Annotated in this window: 12 protein-coding genes; 10 read left to right on the top strand and 2 right to left on the bottom strand. The window is 75.6% G+C overall.

Features of this window, described 5'->3' with window-relative positions; genetic code table 11:
• Nucleotides 1–26 precede the first annotated feature (26 nt).
• Nucleotides 27–260, bottom strand: coding sequence for a chaplin (locus tag ACZ501_RS28615; protein ID WP_361607578.1), 234 nt, complete (start codon nucleotides 258–260; stop codon nucleotides 27–29).
• A 118-nt stretch (nucleotides 261–378) separates the two neighbouring features.
• Here ACZ501_RS28615 and ACZ501_RS28610 point away from each other — a divergent pair, with 118 nt between their 5' ends.
• The 10 genes from ACZ501_RS28610 to ACZ501_RS28565 all read left to right on the top strand — a co-directional run bounded on the left by ACZ501_RS28610 (nucleotide 379) and on the right by ACZ501_RS28565 (nucleotide 12,350).
• Nucleotides 379–1,554: a DUF3344 domain-containing protein gene (locus ACZ501_RS28610; protein WP_468799353.1), complete on the top strand. Its 1,176-nt coding sequence runs from the start codon at nucleotides 379–381 to the stop codon at nucleotides 1,552–1,554.
• A gap of 19 nt (nucleotides 1,555–1,573) precedes the next feature.
• Nucleotides 1,574–2,767 carry a glycosyltransferase gene (locus ACZ501_RS28605; RefSeq protein ID WP_468799351.1) on the top strand — a complete coding sequence of 398 codons (1,194 nt, stop codon included), beginning with the start codon at nucleotides 1,574–1,576 and terminating at the stop codon, nucleotides 2,765–2,767.
• Nucleotides 2,764–4,290, top strand: a complete 1,527-nt coding sequence (locus tag ACZ501_RS28600) for an exopolysaccharide biosynthesis polyprenyl glycosylphosphotransferase (RefSeq protein ID WP_468799349.1) — start codon at nucleotides 2,764–2,766, stop codon at nucleotides 4,288–4,290. Before ACZ501_RS28605 ends, ACZ501_RS28600 begins: the two co-directional genes overlap by 4 nt.
• Before the next feature lie 2 nt (nucleotides 4,291–4,292).
• Nucleotides 4,293–5,753 (top strand): O-antigen ligase family protein, encoded by a 1,461-nt coding sequence (locus tag ACZ501_RS28595; protein WP_468799347.1) that lies wholly within the window; start codon nucleotides 4,293–4,295, stop codon nucleotides 5,751–5,753.
• Nucleotides 5,754–6,194: 441 nt separating this feature from the next.
• A complete protein-coding gene (locus ACZ501_RS28590; RefSeq protein ID WP_468799345.1) occupies nucleotides 6,195–6,773 on the top strand; it encodes a hypothetical protein in 579 nt (192 codons plus the stop codon).
• 14 nt (nucleotides 6,774–6,787) lie between these two features.
• On the top strand, nucleotides 6,788–8,353 hold the full coding sequence (locus ACZ501_RS28585) for a lipid II flippase MurJ (protein ID WP_468799343.1): 1,566 nt from the start codon (nucleotides 6,788–6,790) through the stop codon (nucleotides 8,351–8,353).
• Complete coding sequence (locus ACZ501_RS28580; RefSeq protein WP_361611027.1) at nucleotides 8,343–9,125, top strand: polysaccharide deacetylase family protein; 783 nt, start codon at nucleotides 8,343–8,345, stop codon at nucleotides 9,123–9,125. Before ACZ501_RS28585 ends, ACZ501_RS28580 begins: the two co-directional genes overlap by 11 nt.
• Entirely contained in the window at nucleotides 9,122–10,399 is a 1,278-nt protein-coding gene (locus ACZ501_RS28575) for a glycosyltransferase (protein WP_468799341.1), read from the top strand. The genes ACZ501_RS28580 and ACZ501_RS28575 overlap by 4 nt, the downstream gene beginning before the upstream one ends.
• 110 nt (nucleotides 10,400–10,509) lie before the next feature.
• Nucleotides 10,510–11,211 carry a YveK family protein gene (locus tag ACZ501_RS28570; RefSeq protein WP_468799339.1) on the top strand — a complete coding sequence of 234 codons (702 nt, stop codon included), beginning with the start codon at nucleotides 10,510–10,512 and terminating at the stop codon, nucleotides 11,209–11,211.
• Nucleotides 11,208–12,350 carry a GNAT family N-acetyltransferase gene (locus tag ACZ501_RS28565; RefSeq protein WP_361597500.1) on the top strand — a complete coding sequence of 381 codons (1,143 nt, stop codon included), beginning with the start codon at nucleotides 11,208–11,210 and terminating at the stop codon, nucleotides 12,348–12,350. Before ACZ501_RS28570 ends, ACZ501_RS28565 begins: the two co-directional genes overlap by 4 nt.
• Nucleotides 12,351–12,418: 68 nt before the next feature.
• On the opposite strand, the gene ACZ501_RS28560 is transcribed toward ACZ501_RS28565, so the two are convergent.
• Complete coding sequence (locus ACZ501_RS28560) at nucleotides 12,419–13,876, bottom strand: glycoside hydrolase family 26 protein (protein ID WP_468799337.1); 1,458 nt, start codon at nucleotides 13,874–13,876, stop codon at nucleotides 12,419–12,421.
• Nucleotides 13,877–13,984 lie beyond the last annotated feature (108 nt).

Here is a 13,984-nt window from a genome sequence, read left to right as displayed (position 1 = left end):
GCCGTTTCGGGTGGCGCGGTTGACGTTCAGGCGTTCACACACGTGTTGCCGAACGCGGGGTTCAGCAGCCCGATGACGTTGACGGTGTTTCCGCAGACGTTCACCGGGACGTGGACGGGAACCTGGACGAGGTTGCCGCTCAGCACGCCGGGGGAGCCGGCGGCGACGCCGTCCGCCGTGGCACCGCCGTGCGCGGAGGCGAGGCCCGCGCCGCCCATCAGCAGCGCCGCACCCGCGACCGCCAAGGTGCCGCCGCGCATCAGCCTCTTCTTCATCTCCGATTTTCCTTTCGGTTCGAACAATGGTGCACCCGCATAACGACGCGCCCGCTTCAAGGGTGCGTGCTATCGCCCAAAAGGCCGTACGAGCGAGTCCGGCGTGATTTCCAGCCTGATTTCTGACAAAGTTCACTCCTGTTTTGACCCCTTGATCGAAAATGGAGACAGGGTCATGGGTTCCTCCCGCAGAATCCTCGGCACGCTCGGCCTGCTGTCCTGCCTCACGCTTTCCGCACACGTGCCCGCAGCCGGCGCCGCGGCGCCCGCCGGGATGCGTGAATTGCCCCGGGTTCCTTTCACGCAGCGTTACCAGGCCGTCCAGCACGGCGGGCTGGTCCGGGCCTCCAACTCCGCCATCAGCTGCCGCCGGCAGGAGAACGAGCAGGCCGAGCCGTGCGCCGAGGTCAAGAAGGGCGCGGCCGGGGTCAACGGCGACTTCGAGATGTTCTACGACGAGGTCGACAAGGATCCGGACACCTACAACTCCACCCGGGCCGAGCTCAAGGTCCCGCAGGGCGCGAAGGTCTCGTACGCGCGGCTGTACTGGGGCGGGAACCTGCGGGTGGGGGAGCAGAAGCCGCCGGAGGACAACGGGCGGGTGCTGGTCGCCGAGCCCGGGGGCGCGTACAAGGCGGTGCTGGCCGACACCGTGATCGGGCACCACACCGACGGCGGCAGCGACGCCTACCAGGCCTCGGCCGACGTGACCCCGCTGGTGCGCAAGGGCGGGGCCGGGATGTGGACCGTGGCCCAGCTCAACGTCGCCATGGGGCACTCGGCGGCGGGCGCCTGGGGCGGCTGGACGCTGGTGGTCGCCTACGAGCACCCGCAGGAGCCGCTGCGCCGGATCTCGCTCTGGGACGGCTTCGAGTCCCTGGCCGCCGGCGCCGGCGAGGCCGCCGGGGAGACGGTGGAGATGGCCGGCCTGGACGCGGCGCCCGGCGCCTCGGGCAAGGCCGGGGTGGTGGCGTACGACGGGGACCGGGGGGCCCTCGGGGACTCGCTCACCGTGACCGCCGACAGCGGCCGCCGGGTTGACGTCAGCGATGCAGAAAATCCTTTTAATGATGTTATGAATTCCACGATCACGGAATTCGGACGTCCCTCGTTCGTGCGACAGCCCGAACATATGAATAATCTCGGATATGACGCGGACGTGTTCGACCTGAGTCCCGCCCTGTCCGGTGGAGCCCGCAACCTCAGTTTCCGGTTCGCGGGCGAAAGTCAGGGCCAATTCCTCGGTGTGCTCTTCGTTCAGACAGACGCACGCCGCTGAACGCAGGAGACCACTCCACGTGCCGAAACACCCCTCGCCCGACCCGTCACCCGCCGGTTCCGGCTCCCCCTTCACCGTCCTCCACCTCGTCCAGCCCGTCGACGGGGGCGTCGCCCGCGTCGTCACCGACCTCGTACGGGCGCAGACCGCCGCGGGACTGCGCGTCCTCGTCGGCTGCCCGCGCGGCGGCACGCTCGCCGACGGCGCCCGCGCCGCCGGGGCCGAGGTGCACACCTGGCGCGCCGGACGGTCCCCCGGGCCCGCCCTGCCCGCCGAAGTGCTCGCCGCCGCCCGGCTCATCCGGCGCCTGAGCCCCGACCTGCTGCACGCCCACAGCGCCAAGGCGGGGCTCGCCGGGCGGCTGGCCGTACGCGGCTCCGTGCCGACGGTGTTCCAGCCCCACGCCTGGTCCTTCGACGCCGTCGGCGGCGCCACCGCCGCCCTCGCCCTGCGCTGGGAGCGGATCGGCGCCCGCTGGGCCGACCGGGTGCTCTGCGTCAGCGAGGCCGAACGCCGGGCGGGCGCCTCCGAAGGGATCACCGCCCGCTGGTCGGTGGTCCGCAACGGCGTCGACCTCGAACGCTTCCGCCCGCCCCCCGGCGGGGACGAGGGCCGCGCCGAAGCCCGCGCCGCACTCCCGCTGCCCGGCCGGGGCCCCCTCGCCGTGTGCGTCGGCCGGCTCTGCCCGCAGAAGGGCCAGGACATCCTGCTGCGCGCCTGGCCCGAGGTGCTGGGCACCGTCCCCGACGCCCGCCTCGCCCTGGTCGGCGACGGCCCCGACGCCGAGCGGCTGCGCCGCACCGCACCGCCCGCGGTCCACTTCGCGGGCGCCGCCGCCGACATCCGACCGTGGCTTCACGCCGCCGATCTCGTTGTACTGCCGTCGCGGTGGGAAGGCATGGCGCTCGCCCCGCTCGAAGCCATGGCCTGCGGCCGCCCGGTCCTGGTCTCCGACGTCAGCGGCGCCCGGGAGAGCCTGCCGTCCGGCCAGGGCCGGCTCTGCCTGGTGCCGCCGGAGGACCCGACGGCACTGGCCAAGGCCCTGGGACGGCTGCTCGCCGAACCGCGGCTGCTCACCGAACTCGGGGAGCAGGCCCAGCAGCACGCCCGGACGGAGTTCGACGTGCGGCGGACCACGGACGCGGTCACCGGCCTGTACCACGAACTGCTGGGCAGGCCCCGGCCCTTGAACCAGGAGCGCATCAGCCGATGACGATGGACAGCGCACCCGCCCGGCACACCGGGCAGGGCGGCACGGGGCACGCCGGCGGCAGCGCCTTCGCCCCCTCGGCTCCCGCCGAAGCCCGCCGTGCCGTGACCGCCATCCACCCCCCGCGCGGCCCCCGCGCCGGCCAGGCCCGCGCCGCCGTCCGGCCGCAGCGGGCACGCCGCCGCGAGGGCCTCGCCGCGCTGCTGGCCGCCGACGCGTTCGCCGCCGCCGTCACCGCGACCGCCCTGCCCGCCGGCACCCTGCCGGCCGGAGCGGCCCTGCCCGCCGCCGCGCTGCTCACCGCCCTGCACGCCCACGCCGGGCTCTACCGGCCCCGCCTCGCACCCTCCGCCCTGCTCGACCTGCCCGCGCTGGCCGCACGCGCCGCCGTGCTGTGGTGCGGGGCCGCCGCCGTACTCGCCGCCGCCGCGCCCGGACGCGCCCTCGGCTGGAGCGTGCTGCTCGGCGCCGTCTGCCTCCAGGCCGTACTGGCCTGCGCGGGACGCGGCCTCGTCCACCGGCTCCGCCGCCGCTCCGCCCTGCGGCGGCCCGCCTCGGCGCTCGTGGTCGGCCCCGGCGAGGGCACCGGCGCCGTCGCCGCCGCCCTGCACGGACGCCGCGAGTACGGGCTGCGGCCGGTCGGGATCGCCGACACCGCCGCTCCCGCCGACGGGGACGGCGGCCCGCTCCCGGTGCTCGCCACCCACGAGGACGTCCGGCGCGCCGTCATCCAGAACTCCGTCCGGCACGCCGTCTTCACCTGTCCGCCCGAGGCCGACGAACGCACCGCCTCCCTGGTCCGGCTCTTCCACGACCACGGCTGCCGGCTCTGGCTCGCCGACCCCGCCGGGACCGCCAAGGTCACCGGCATGCGCGTCGCGCAGCCCGCCGACCAGCTGTGGGGGTACGCCGTACAGCCGCTGCTGCCCCGCCCCTCCCGGCCGCTGGAGCGGTGCGCGAAGCGGGCCATCGACTCCTGCCTGGCCACCCTCGCGCTGATCGCCGCCGCGCCCGTGATGGGCGCCTGCGCCCTCGCCGTGCGGCTCTCCGACGGCCCCGGGGTGATCTTCCGCCAGGAGCGGGTCGGCCTCTACGGACGGCCCTTCACCCTGCTGAAGTTCCGCACCCTGCGCGCCGACGCGCACGAGTCCGCCACCCGATGGACGGTGGCCGGCGACCGCCGGATGAGCCCGGTCGGCTCCTTCCTGCGCAAGTCCTCGCTGGACGAGCTGCCGCAGCTGTGGAACGTCGTGCGCGGTGACATGAGCCTGGTCGGGCCCCGTCCCGAACGGCCCTTCTTCGTCGCCAAGTTCAGCACCGTCCACCCCGGGTACGAGGCCCGCCACCGGATGCCCGTCGGCATCACCGGCCTCGCCCAGATCAACGGGCTGCGCGGGGACACCTCCATCGAGGACCGGGCCCGCTTCGACAACCACTACATCGACACCTGGTCGCTGTGGCAGGACCTGTGGATCCTGGCCCGGACCGCCGCCTCCTTCTTCCGCTTCCGGCTGGGAGGGAGCTGAGCATGACCCTCGCCGTCTCCGGCTCCGTCCTCGCCCCGGACCCGGGCCCGCTGCGCCGGCACTGGCCGCTGCTGCCGCTCGCCGCGACCGTCCTGTTCCTCCTCGCCCCGCTGCCCGCGGGCGACGCGACCGCCTCCGGGAAGGTCGGCCCCGCCGACGCCGCCTCGCTGCTGCTCGCGCTCGTCTGCGGCGTCCAGGCGCTGCGCGGCCGGGTGCGGACCCTGACCCCGCTGGGCGTGCTCGTGCTCGGCGCCCCGGGGGTCGGCCTCGCGGTGGCCACGATGACCGCCGGAGACCCGTACGCCGCCCTGCCCGGGTTCGTGCGCTACCTCCAGGTCTTCGTCCTGGTCCCGGCGGCCGTGGTGCTGCTGGTGCGCGACGCCCGGGAGTTCCGGCTCGCCGCCGGCTGCTTCGTGGTGCTGGCGCTGGTGCAGGGAGCGGTCGGGGTCGTCCAGTACGCCACCCACACCGGTGCCTCGTACCAGGGCGAGGACGTGCGCGCCGTGGGGACCTTCGGCCCCGGTGACGTGATGGGCATGGCCACCGTCGTCGCGTACGGGCTGGTCGTCGCGACCGCCGCCGCGCTCGCCCCCGGACTGCCCCGGCGCGTCCGGCGGACCGCCGGGGCGTGCGCGCTGGCGCTGGTGCTGCCGCTGGTGCTGTCCTTCAGCCGGGGCGCCTGGATCGCCACGTTCGGGGCGGCGGTGCTGGTGATGGCCATGGCCGGGATCCGGCGGGCCCTGCGGGTGCTGGTGGCGCTGGCCGCCGTCGGCGTGGTGCTGGTCGGCGGGCTCGGGCTGGGCTCCGAGATGGTCGCGGAGCGGCTGAACTCGATCACCCAGGTCTCCAGCGCCCCCGACCAGTCGGTGACGGACCGCTACACGATGTGGGCGGCCGCCGAGTCGATGTGGCGGGAGCGGCCCGCGGTGGGGGTGGGCCTCAAGGGCTTCCCCGCGCACCGGGACGGCCACTCCTCGCTCGGGCTGTCCTCCGGCAGCGACACCGCCGGCGCCGGACAGGCGTTCGTCAAGCAGCCGCTGCTGTCCCCGCACAACATGTACCTCCTCATCCTCGGCGAGCAGGGCCTCGTCGGGCTGCTCGCCCTGGCGGGCGGCTGGGCCGCGCTGCTGGTCGCCGGGCTGCGGCGGTGCGCGGTGGGGTCCGACGGGGCGGTGCGGGACTGCGGGCTGATCGCGGTCGGGCTGTTCGTGTGGCAGCTGACCGACTTCCTGTACGCGGACATCGGCGGGCCGTCCACCGTGCTGACCGGGGTGATCATCGGCCTGGCGGCCTGGTGGGCCCTGCCCTCCGGGGGGCCCGGGGACGAGGTGGCCGCCTCCGGCCGTGCCGGGGGTGCCTTCGCGCCCGTCCGCGGCCGGACCGGCGACGGGCCGAGGCCGAGCGGCCGGGACGCGGCCGCCGCCTGTGGCCCGCGGGCCGCCGAGGGGCCGGCCGGCCGGTGACCGACACGACTCCCTGGCGGCGGCCCGCGGCCGCGGCGACCGAAGTCGCCGCGGCCGCGGGCTCCGCGGGAACCGCCCCGGCCCCCGGTACGGGCGCGCCGGGATCCGACGGCCCGGGAGGGGCCGGGACACCGGGGGACGGGCGGCCGGCCCTGCCGCCCCACGGGCACGGGCGTGCGCCCGGCGCGCCGGACACGGGGCCGGGCGGGGCGGGAGGGGGCCGGATGACGGCAGAGCGGTGGGGGGCGGACGTGCGGAACGGCGTACGGGCGGCGGACGCCCGGGAAGCCACGTGGAGCGGCTACGCGGTGGCGGCCCGCGGCGGCGCCCCGGCGGCGGGCTCCGCCGACCCGGCACCCGCGGCCCGGGAACCGGTGCCGGCGGGCGGGGACCCGGTGGCGGCGGTGGACGTGCGGCGAGGGGGTCCGGCTGCGGGCGGCGGTGGCGGCGCGCTGGGCGGTGGTGGTGTTCTCGGCGCGCCCGGTGGGGCGGGTGGTGGCGGTGCGCTCGGTGGTGGCGGTGTTCCGGGCGTGCCGGGTGGGGCGGGCGGTGCCGGTGCGCCGGGTGCTGCGCTCGGTGGTGGCGGCGTGCTTGGCGCGCCCGGTGGGGCGGGTGGTGGCGCGCGCGGTGGTGGGGGTGTGCTCGGTGTGCCCGGTGGGGCGGCCGGTGGTGCGCGGGGTGGTGGTGGCGCGCTGGGGGCGGGTGGTGGTGCGGGCGGTGGTCGCGGCGTACTCGGCGTGCCCAGTGGGGCGGGCGGTGGTGCGCGGGGTGGTGGCATGCTCGGTGCGCCCGGCGGTGCGCCCGGCGGTGCGGGTGGTGGTGTGCGTGGTGGTGGTGTGCTCCGTGCGGGCGGTGGTGGCGGTCGGGCCGGCGTCGGGCGCGTTCCCGCCCGGCGGGGGCGGCCCCGGCCCGCCGGGGGCCCGGGCCCGGGCGGGCCCGGAGCCGGCAGGCCCGGCGGCGGTACGGGGGCTCCGCTCGGGCGGTTCCTCGCCAAGGCCGCTGCCGTCACCGCCGGACTGACCGCCGCGGGGGCCGTGTTCGGGCTCGTACGGGACCAGACCATCGCGCACCTCTTCGGCGCCGGGCACGACAGCGACGCGTTCCTCATCGCCTGGACCGTGCCCGAGATGGCCTCCACCCTGCTGATCGAGGACGCCATGGCCCTGCTGATGGTGCCCGCCTTCAGCCACGCCCTCGCCCGCCGGGCCGCCAGCCGGGCCGGGCTCACCCGCAGGGAGGCCCGCGCGGCCGACCCCGTACGGCTGCTCGTCGGCGCGACCCTGCCCCGGCTCGCCGTGTTCCTGGCCGCCGTGGCCTCCGTGCTGATCGTGGCCGCGCCGCTCGTCGTCGGCGTCCTCGCACCCGGCCTGCCGGACCCCGAACTGGCCGTCCAGTGCACCCGGCTGACCGCCCTCACCGTCGTCACCTTCGGCGTCGCCGGGTACTTCAGCGCGGCCCTGCGCGCCCACCGGTCGTTCCTGCCGCCCGCCGCGATCTACGTCTCGTACAACGTCGGGATCATCGCCACCATGGTCGCCCTGCACACCCTGTGGGGGGTGCGGGCCGCCGCCGCCGGAGTCGCCGTCGGCGGGCTGCTGATGGCCCTCGTCCAACTGCCCGCCTTCATCCGCAACGTGGGCTTCGCCCCCAGTCGCCCCAAGGGCGCCCCGCGCAGCCAGCGCGACCGCGACCGGCCCACCCTCATCGCCCTCGGCGTCATCGCCCCGGTGATCTTCTTCGCCGTCTTCCGGCAGTCCCAGGTACTCGTCGAACGCTTCCTCGCGGCCTCCCTCCCCCCGGGCGCCATCTCGCACCTGAACTACGCGCAGAAGGTCGCGCAGATGCCGATGGTGCTCTCCCTGATGATCTGCACCGTCACCTTCCCGGTCGTCGCCCAGGCCATGGCCGGCGGGGAACGGGAGAAGGCCCGCCGCAGGGTGGAGCAGGACCTCGCCCTGGCCGCCCTCGCCGTCCTGCTGGGCAGCGCGCTCGTCATCGGCTACGCCCCGCAGATCATCCAGGTCCTCTTCGAACGCGGGGCCTTCACCCACCAGGACACCCTCGCCACCGCGTCCGCCATGCGCGTCTACGGCCTCGGACTCCTCGGCCACTGCCTCGTCGGCGCGCTGTCCCGGCCCTTCTTCTCGACCTCCCGGCCCACCTGGTTCCCGGCGCTCGCGATGGGCGCCGGACTCCTCGTCAACATCGTCGCCGGCGCCCTCGCCGTCGGCTGGTGGGGCATCCACGGCATCGCCGCCGCCAACGCCGCCGGCATCACCACCACCGCCGCCCTCCTCCTCACCGGCCTCGGCTCCCGCATCGTCGCCATCCAGGTCCGCCGGGTCGCCGTCAGCATCGCCCGCCTCGCCGTCGCGGCCGCCGCCGCCTGCGGCACCGGCTGGCTCGCCGGCCCGATGATCGCCGACCCGATGCTCAGCGCCGCCCTCGGCTGCCTGCTGATCCCCGCCATGTTCGGGGCCACCGGGATGGCCATACGGGCGCTGGAGATCACCGCCCTGCCCGGCCAGATCGCCCAGCTCGGCTCCCAGACCACCGCCCGGATCGCCCGGCTCACCCAGAGGTTCCGCAATGTCCGCTGACACCGACACGGCGCCCGCCGCCGTGACGGGCCCCGCCCGCCGGGGCGCCTTCCCGTGGGTCCTGATGTACCACTCGGTCGCCGAGTTCACCGACCCCGCCGAGGACCCGTACGGGATCACCGTCACCCCGCGCGCCCTGGAGGCCCAGCTCCTGTGGCTGCGCGCCCGCAAGCTGCGCGGGGTCGGCGTCGGCGAGCTGCTGCGGGCCCGCTCCGCCGGGCGCGGCCGCGGACTCGTCGGACTCACCTTCGACGACGGCTACACCGACTTCCTGACCCGCGCCCTGCCCCTGCTGCGCCGCCACGGCTGCACGGCCACCCTGTTCGTACTGCCCGGCCGGCTCGGCGTCGACAACGTGTGGGACCCGCTGGGGCCGCGCAAGCCCCTGCTGACCGCCGAGCAGATCCGCGAAGCGGCCGCCGAGGGAGCGGAGATCGGCTCGCACGGGCTGCTCCACCAGGACCTCACCACCGCCCCCGGCGACGTCCTCCAGCAGGAGCTGCGCGGCAGCCGCGACCTGCTGCGCGAACTCACCGGCACCCTGCCCGAGGGCTTCTGCTACCCGTACGGCCACCTCGACGCCCGGGTCACCGACGCCGCCCGCGCCGCCGGCTACGACTACGCCTGCGCCATCGCCCCCGGCCGGCTCACGGGCCGGCACGCCCTGCCGCGCACCCACGTCAGCCAGGCCGACGGACCGGTGCGGCTGCGCGTCAAGCAGCTGCGGCACCAGGTGCGCGAGCTGCGCAGGAGGGTGCGGGTGCTGCCGTGAAGGACGTCAAGGCCCTGCACGTCATCACCGGGCTCGGCGTCGGCGGCGCCGAACAGCAGCTGCGGCTGCTGCTGCGGCACATGCCGATGCCCTGCGACGTCCTGACCCTCACCAACCCCGGCCCCGTCGCCGAAGGGCTGCGGGCCGACGGGGTGCGCGTGGTGCACCTGGGCATGCGCGGCAACCGGGACCTGGGCGCGCTGCCGCGGCTGGCGCGGTTCATCCGGCGCGGCCGCTACGACCTGGTCCACACGCACCTGTACCGGGCCTGCGTGTACGGACGCCTCGCGGCCCGGCTCGCGGGCGTCCCGGCGACGGTGGCCACCGAACACTCCCTCGGGGACGGCGAGATCGAGGGCCGGCCGCTGACCGGCGGGGTACGGGCCCTGTACCTGGCGAGCGAACGGCTCGGCGCGGCCACGGTGGCGGTGTCCGACACCGTCGCCGCCCGGCTGGAGGCGTGGGGGGTGCCCGCCGCCCGGCTGCACGTGGTCCCGAACGGGATCGAGGCCGCCCGCTTCCGCTTCGACCAGGACGTACGCCGCGCTGCCCGGGCCCGGACCGGGCTGCCGGAACGGGCCTTCGTGGTGGGCGGCGTCGGACGGCTGGTGCCGGGCAAGCGGTTCGACGTACTCGTGCGGGCCGTCGCCGCACTCCCCGGCGCCCACCTGCTGCTGGCCGGGGACGGCCCCGAACGGGCCGCGCTGCGGCTGCTCGCCGCCGAACTGGGCGCACAGGGCCGGATCCACCTGCTGGGCGAGCGGGACCCGCTGGGCGACAGCCCCGACGGGCGCACCCCCGGGATCCCCGCCCTGCTGGCCGCCATGGACGTCTTCGTCTCCCCCTCGCGGGAGGAGGCGTTCGGGCTCGCGGTCGTCGAGGCGCTGGCCGCCGGGCTGCCGGTGCTGCACGTGACCTGCCCCGCCATCGACGACCTGCCCGCCGCACAGGCCCCCGGGGCGCGGCGGATCGGCACCGGCACCGAGGAGCTCGTCGCCGCGCTGCGCGGGCACATGGAGGCCGGCGCGCGCCGGCTCCCGCCGCCCCCGGTGGTGCGCCGGTACGACATCGCGCGCACGGCGCGGCAGCTGCTGGACGTCTACGCCCTCGCGCTGGCCGCGCCGGTGCCGGCGCCCGTGCCGGGGCCGGGGTCCGGGGCCCCGGTCGGGTCGGAGCCGGCGCCGGCGGCGGAGCCGCGCGGCCCCGCCCCGGCCCCCGCGCCTGGAACACCGGCCGGGCAGGAGTCGCCGCAGGCCCCGGCCGGATCGGGCTGAGCGCCGGACGGACGCCCGTACGGGCCGGTCGAGCCCCCCTTCAGCTTCACCCCCGGCCAGGGGAACGGCCGGGGCCCCCGAACTCCCCTCCTCCCAGGAAGGCACCGCACATGGCCGACACCGCCGACCAGAAGAAGTCCGACCACCGCTCGGAGAAGAAGCGCAGGCTCAGGCTCCTGCCGCCGCCCGCGTGGTGGCCGCTGCCCGCCTGCGCCCTGCTCGGGCTGGCCGCGGGCGGTGCGTACGGGGTGCTCAAGGCCCCCGAGTACGCCGCCACCAGCTACGTCGTGGCCGTACCGAACGAGACCACCGAGCCGGCCACCGCCCTCGGCTTCGCCCAGGCCTACGGCCGGATCGCGACCAGCAGCTCCACCCTCGCCTACGCCCAGCCCCGCGCGGGCATCGACGCCCGGCAGCTGCGCACCCAGGTCCGCGCCGAGACCTCCCCCGACTCTCCGATGATCGCCGTCACCGGGACCTCCACGAGCCCCTCCGAGGCCGCCGACATCGCCAACGCCGTCGCCGACGCCCTCTCGCTGAGCAGCAACACGGCCGCGAAGAACACCGGTGTGCAGCTGCTGCTGTTCAACCAGGCCGTCGCGCCCGCCGATCCCGCCTCCCCGTCCGCCCCCGTCAGCGGAGCCGTGGGGCTGTGCGCGGGCGGTCTCCTCGGCGGGCTGTGGATGCTGGCCCGCCCGGCCCGCACGGGCCGCCGTACGCAGGAGGAGGCCGTCCCGGTGGTGGAGGAGTACGCCTCGCTGCCCGCGCAGGGCGAGCACACCGAGACCAAGGAGAAGGAGTCCGTGCGATGACGCACGGCTCCGCCGGGGCCCTGTCGGTGACGCTGTGCCGGGACCCCCGGCAGTTCGCCGCGCTGGAGGAGTCCTGGACCCGGCTCGTGCGCAACTGCCCCACCGCCACCCCCTTCCAGAGCCACGCCTGGCTGCACTCCTGGTGGCTGTCGTACGGGAAGGACGGCCGGCTGCGGCTGCTGCTCGTACGGCGCGGCGAGGAGCTGGTCGGTGCGGCCGCGCTGATGCTCGTACACCGGCCGCTGCCGCGGCTGGTGCCGCTCGGCGGTGCGATCACCGACTACTTCGACGTGCTCGTCGCCGCCGAGTACGCCGCCCAGGTCGTGCCCGCCCTGGCCCACGGGCTGCACCGGGCCGCCCGCAGTGCCGTGGTGGACCTGCGCGAGGTGCGGCCCGGGGCCGCCGCCGAACAGGTGTGCGCGGCGTGGCCCGGGGTGAGCAGCACGCTCACCGACTCCACCTGCATGGAGCTGCCCGCGCTGCCCTTCGACCAGCTCGTCAAGCGGATGCCGTCCTCGGGCGGCCAGCGGGTGCGGGCCAAGCTGCGCAAGACCGACGCGGCCGGGATCGAGGAGCACGAGGTCACCGAACGGGAGGTGCCGCAGGCGGTACGGACCCTGCTGCGCCTGCACGAGAAGCAGTGGCGGGGCCGCGGGGTGACGCCCGAGCACCTGCGGCCCCGCTTCGCCGAGCACCTGACCCGGGCGACCAGGCGGATGGTGCGGGCCGGGGAGGGCCGGCTGACCGAGTTCCGGCTGGACGGCAAGGTGGTGGCGGCCAACATCACGCTGCTGTCAGCCTCGCTGAGCGGCGGCTACCTGTACGGCGCCGATCCGGACCTGCGCGAGCGGAAGGTGGACGTCGCGACGCTGCTGCTGCGCTACGAGGCGGGCCGGGCCCTCGCGGACGGCCGGCCGGTGGTGAGCTTCCTGCGCGGCAACGAGCCGTACAAGAACCACTGGCGGCCCGAGACGGTGGTCAACCGGCGCCTGCTGCTGGCCACGCACGCGCTCGCGCCCCTGCTGCGGCTGCACGAGTCGCAGATCACGGGGCGCGAGCGGGCGGTGGACGCGCTGCGCGAGGCGCTGCCGGCCGCCCGGGACTGGCGGGCGCGGCTGAACGAACTGCGGGTGCGATGACCCGCCTGGAAGGGACGGCACGGCTGGAAGGGGTGGAAGGGCAGGAAGGTCCGGGAGGGCCGGAAGGGCTAGAAGGGCCAGAAGTTCTTGCCCCAGTCGAAGCTGACGCAGACCGACTGGTTGCCGACGATCGAGTTCAGCCAGTCGCCGAAGTCGAGCGGGACGCACCACTGCCTGCTGTCGTTCGGCTCGGGCTTCGGCTGGGGCTTGGGCTCGGGCTTCGGCTCCGGCTTCGGCTCGGGCTTGGGCGCCTGGGTGGGCCGGGTCGGCTCGGGCCGCGGTGCCAGCGGGCTCGGGGACGGGCTGGAAGGCGAGGGCGCGGGCTCCGGGGCGTCGGGGGACGGGGACGGCGGCCGCACGGGCGGCACCGAGTCCTTGGGACTGGGGGCCGGGACGGGCGTCGGGACGTCCGGCGTCGGGATCTGGGGCGTCGGGACCACCGGCGTCGGGACCACCGGCGTCGGGACCACGGGCGTCGGGATGACGGGCGTGGGGACCACGGGCGTCGGAATGACCGGCGTGGGGACCACCGGCGTCGGCTCGGCCGCCCGGGGCTCGCCCAACGCCTCGCGGAAGACCAGCGCCGACTGCGGGTTCTGCTTGCACCGCCACACGCCGTGCGGGCAGTAGTCGGTGATCGTGTGGTAGAGCGGCTTGTGCTGCTCGATCCACTTCAGCATCTGCCGCACGTACTGCGCGTTGTCGCCGTTGCGGAACAGCCCCCACTCCGGGAACGAGATCCGCTTGCCGTGTGCTTTCGCGAAGTCGACGTGCTGCTGGAGCCCGTACGGCTGGCTGACGTGCTCCTCGAAGGTCCGTCCGGGCCCCTGGTCGTACGAATCCATGCCGATGACGTCGACCACGTCGTCGCCCGGGTAGCACGTGGTCCAGCCGATCGCGTCCGTCCCCCGGTTGGGGGCGAAATCGAACTTGAACGCCTGTCCGGGGACGGAGCGCATCGTGTTGACGACGCGCCGCCAGTACGCCTTCCAGTTCCGCGGGTCGGGCGCGCAGCGGTGGGTGTACGTGGTGCCGTTCATCTCCCACCCGAGCACGACCACCGTGTCCGGCACGCCCAGCGCCACCAGCCGCTCGGCGAGCTTGTGGAAGTGCCGGTCGTACTGGCCTTCCGCGCCGGCCCGGATCAGCTGCGCCACCTCCCAGTCCGGCACCCGCTCCTCGTTGCGGGCCTGCATGGGCACGTTGAGCACGAACATCCGGTCCTTCTCGGCGCGGCGCCACTCGGCCCACTCCTCGAGGAACTCCACGTCGCCCTCGACGCCGGACCACTGCTCACCGGGGAGATAGGTGTGCCCGACGCGGATCTCCCTGCCGCCCAGCCACTGCGACAGGTACGGGATCCGGGCGACCCCGGACGGCCCGTAGCCGAGGTAGGCGCCCATGGCGGTGTCGGCGCCCTGCGGAGGGTCGTCGTCCGGGGCGGCGAGCGCGGCGCCGGTGGCGAGCAGCCCGGCCGTGACCGTACCGACGCAGGTGCTCACCAGGCGGTGGCGTGGTCTGGGCATGGCGTCTCCCGTGCTTTCGCTAACCGGTGTGCTTCCACACGACGTTAGGCATCACATCTGACGAATGGCCTGTCCGGTGACCGCTGCGTAGGCCATTCGCAGCTGCGC

Source organism: Streptomyces sp. NPDC034085 (assembly GCF_055575555.1).
The sequence above is the reverse complement of the archived record's forward strand: the minus strand, read 5'-3'. Positions and strand labels throughout refer to the sequence as shown.

Bases quoted from the DNA above. Each gene is read 5' to 3' on its own strand.
- ACZ501_RS28615 (WP_361607578.1), bottom strand. From the start codon at position 260: ATGCGCGGCGGCACCTTGGCGGTCGCGGGTGCGGCGCTGCTGATGGGC.
- ACZ501_RS28600 (WP_468799349.1), top strand. From the start codon at position 2,764: ATGACGATGGACAGCGCACCCGCCCGGCACACCGGGCAGGGCGGCACG.
- ACZ501_RS28595 (WP_468799347.1), top strand. From the start codon at position 4,293: ATGACCCTCGCCGTCTCCGGCTCCGTCCTCGCCCCGGACCCGGGCCCG.
- ACZ501_RS28580 (WP_361611027.1), top strand. From the start codon at position 8,343: ATGTCCGCTGACACCGACACGGCGCCCGCCGCCGTGACGGGCCCCGCC.
- ACZ501_RS28570 (WP_468799339.1), top strand. From the start codon at position 10,510: ATGGCCGACACCGCCGACCAGAAGAAGTCCGACCACCGCTCGGAGAAG.
- ACZ501_RS28565 (WP_361597500.1), top strand. From the start codon at position 11,208: ATGACGCACGGCTCCGCCGGGGCCCTGTCGGTGACGCTGTGCCGGGAC.
- ACZ501_RS28560 (WP_468799337.1), bottom strand. From the start codon at position 13,876: ATGCCCAGACCACGCCACCGCCTGGTGAGCACCTGCGTCGGTACGGTC.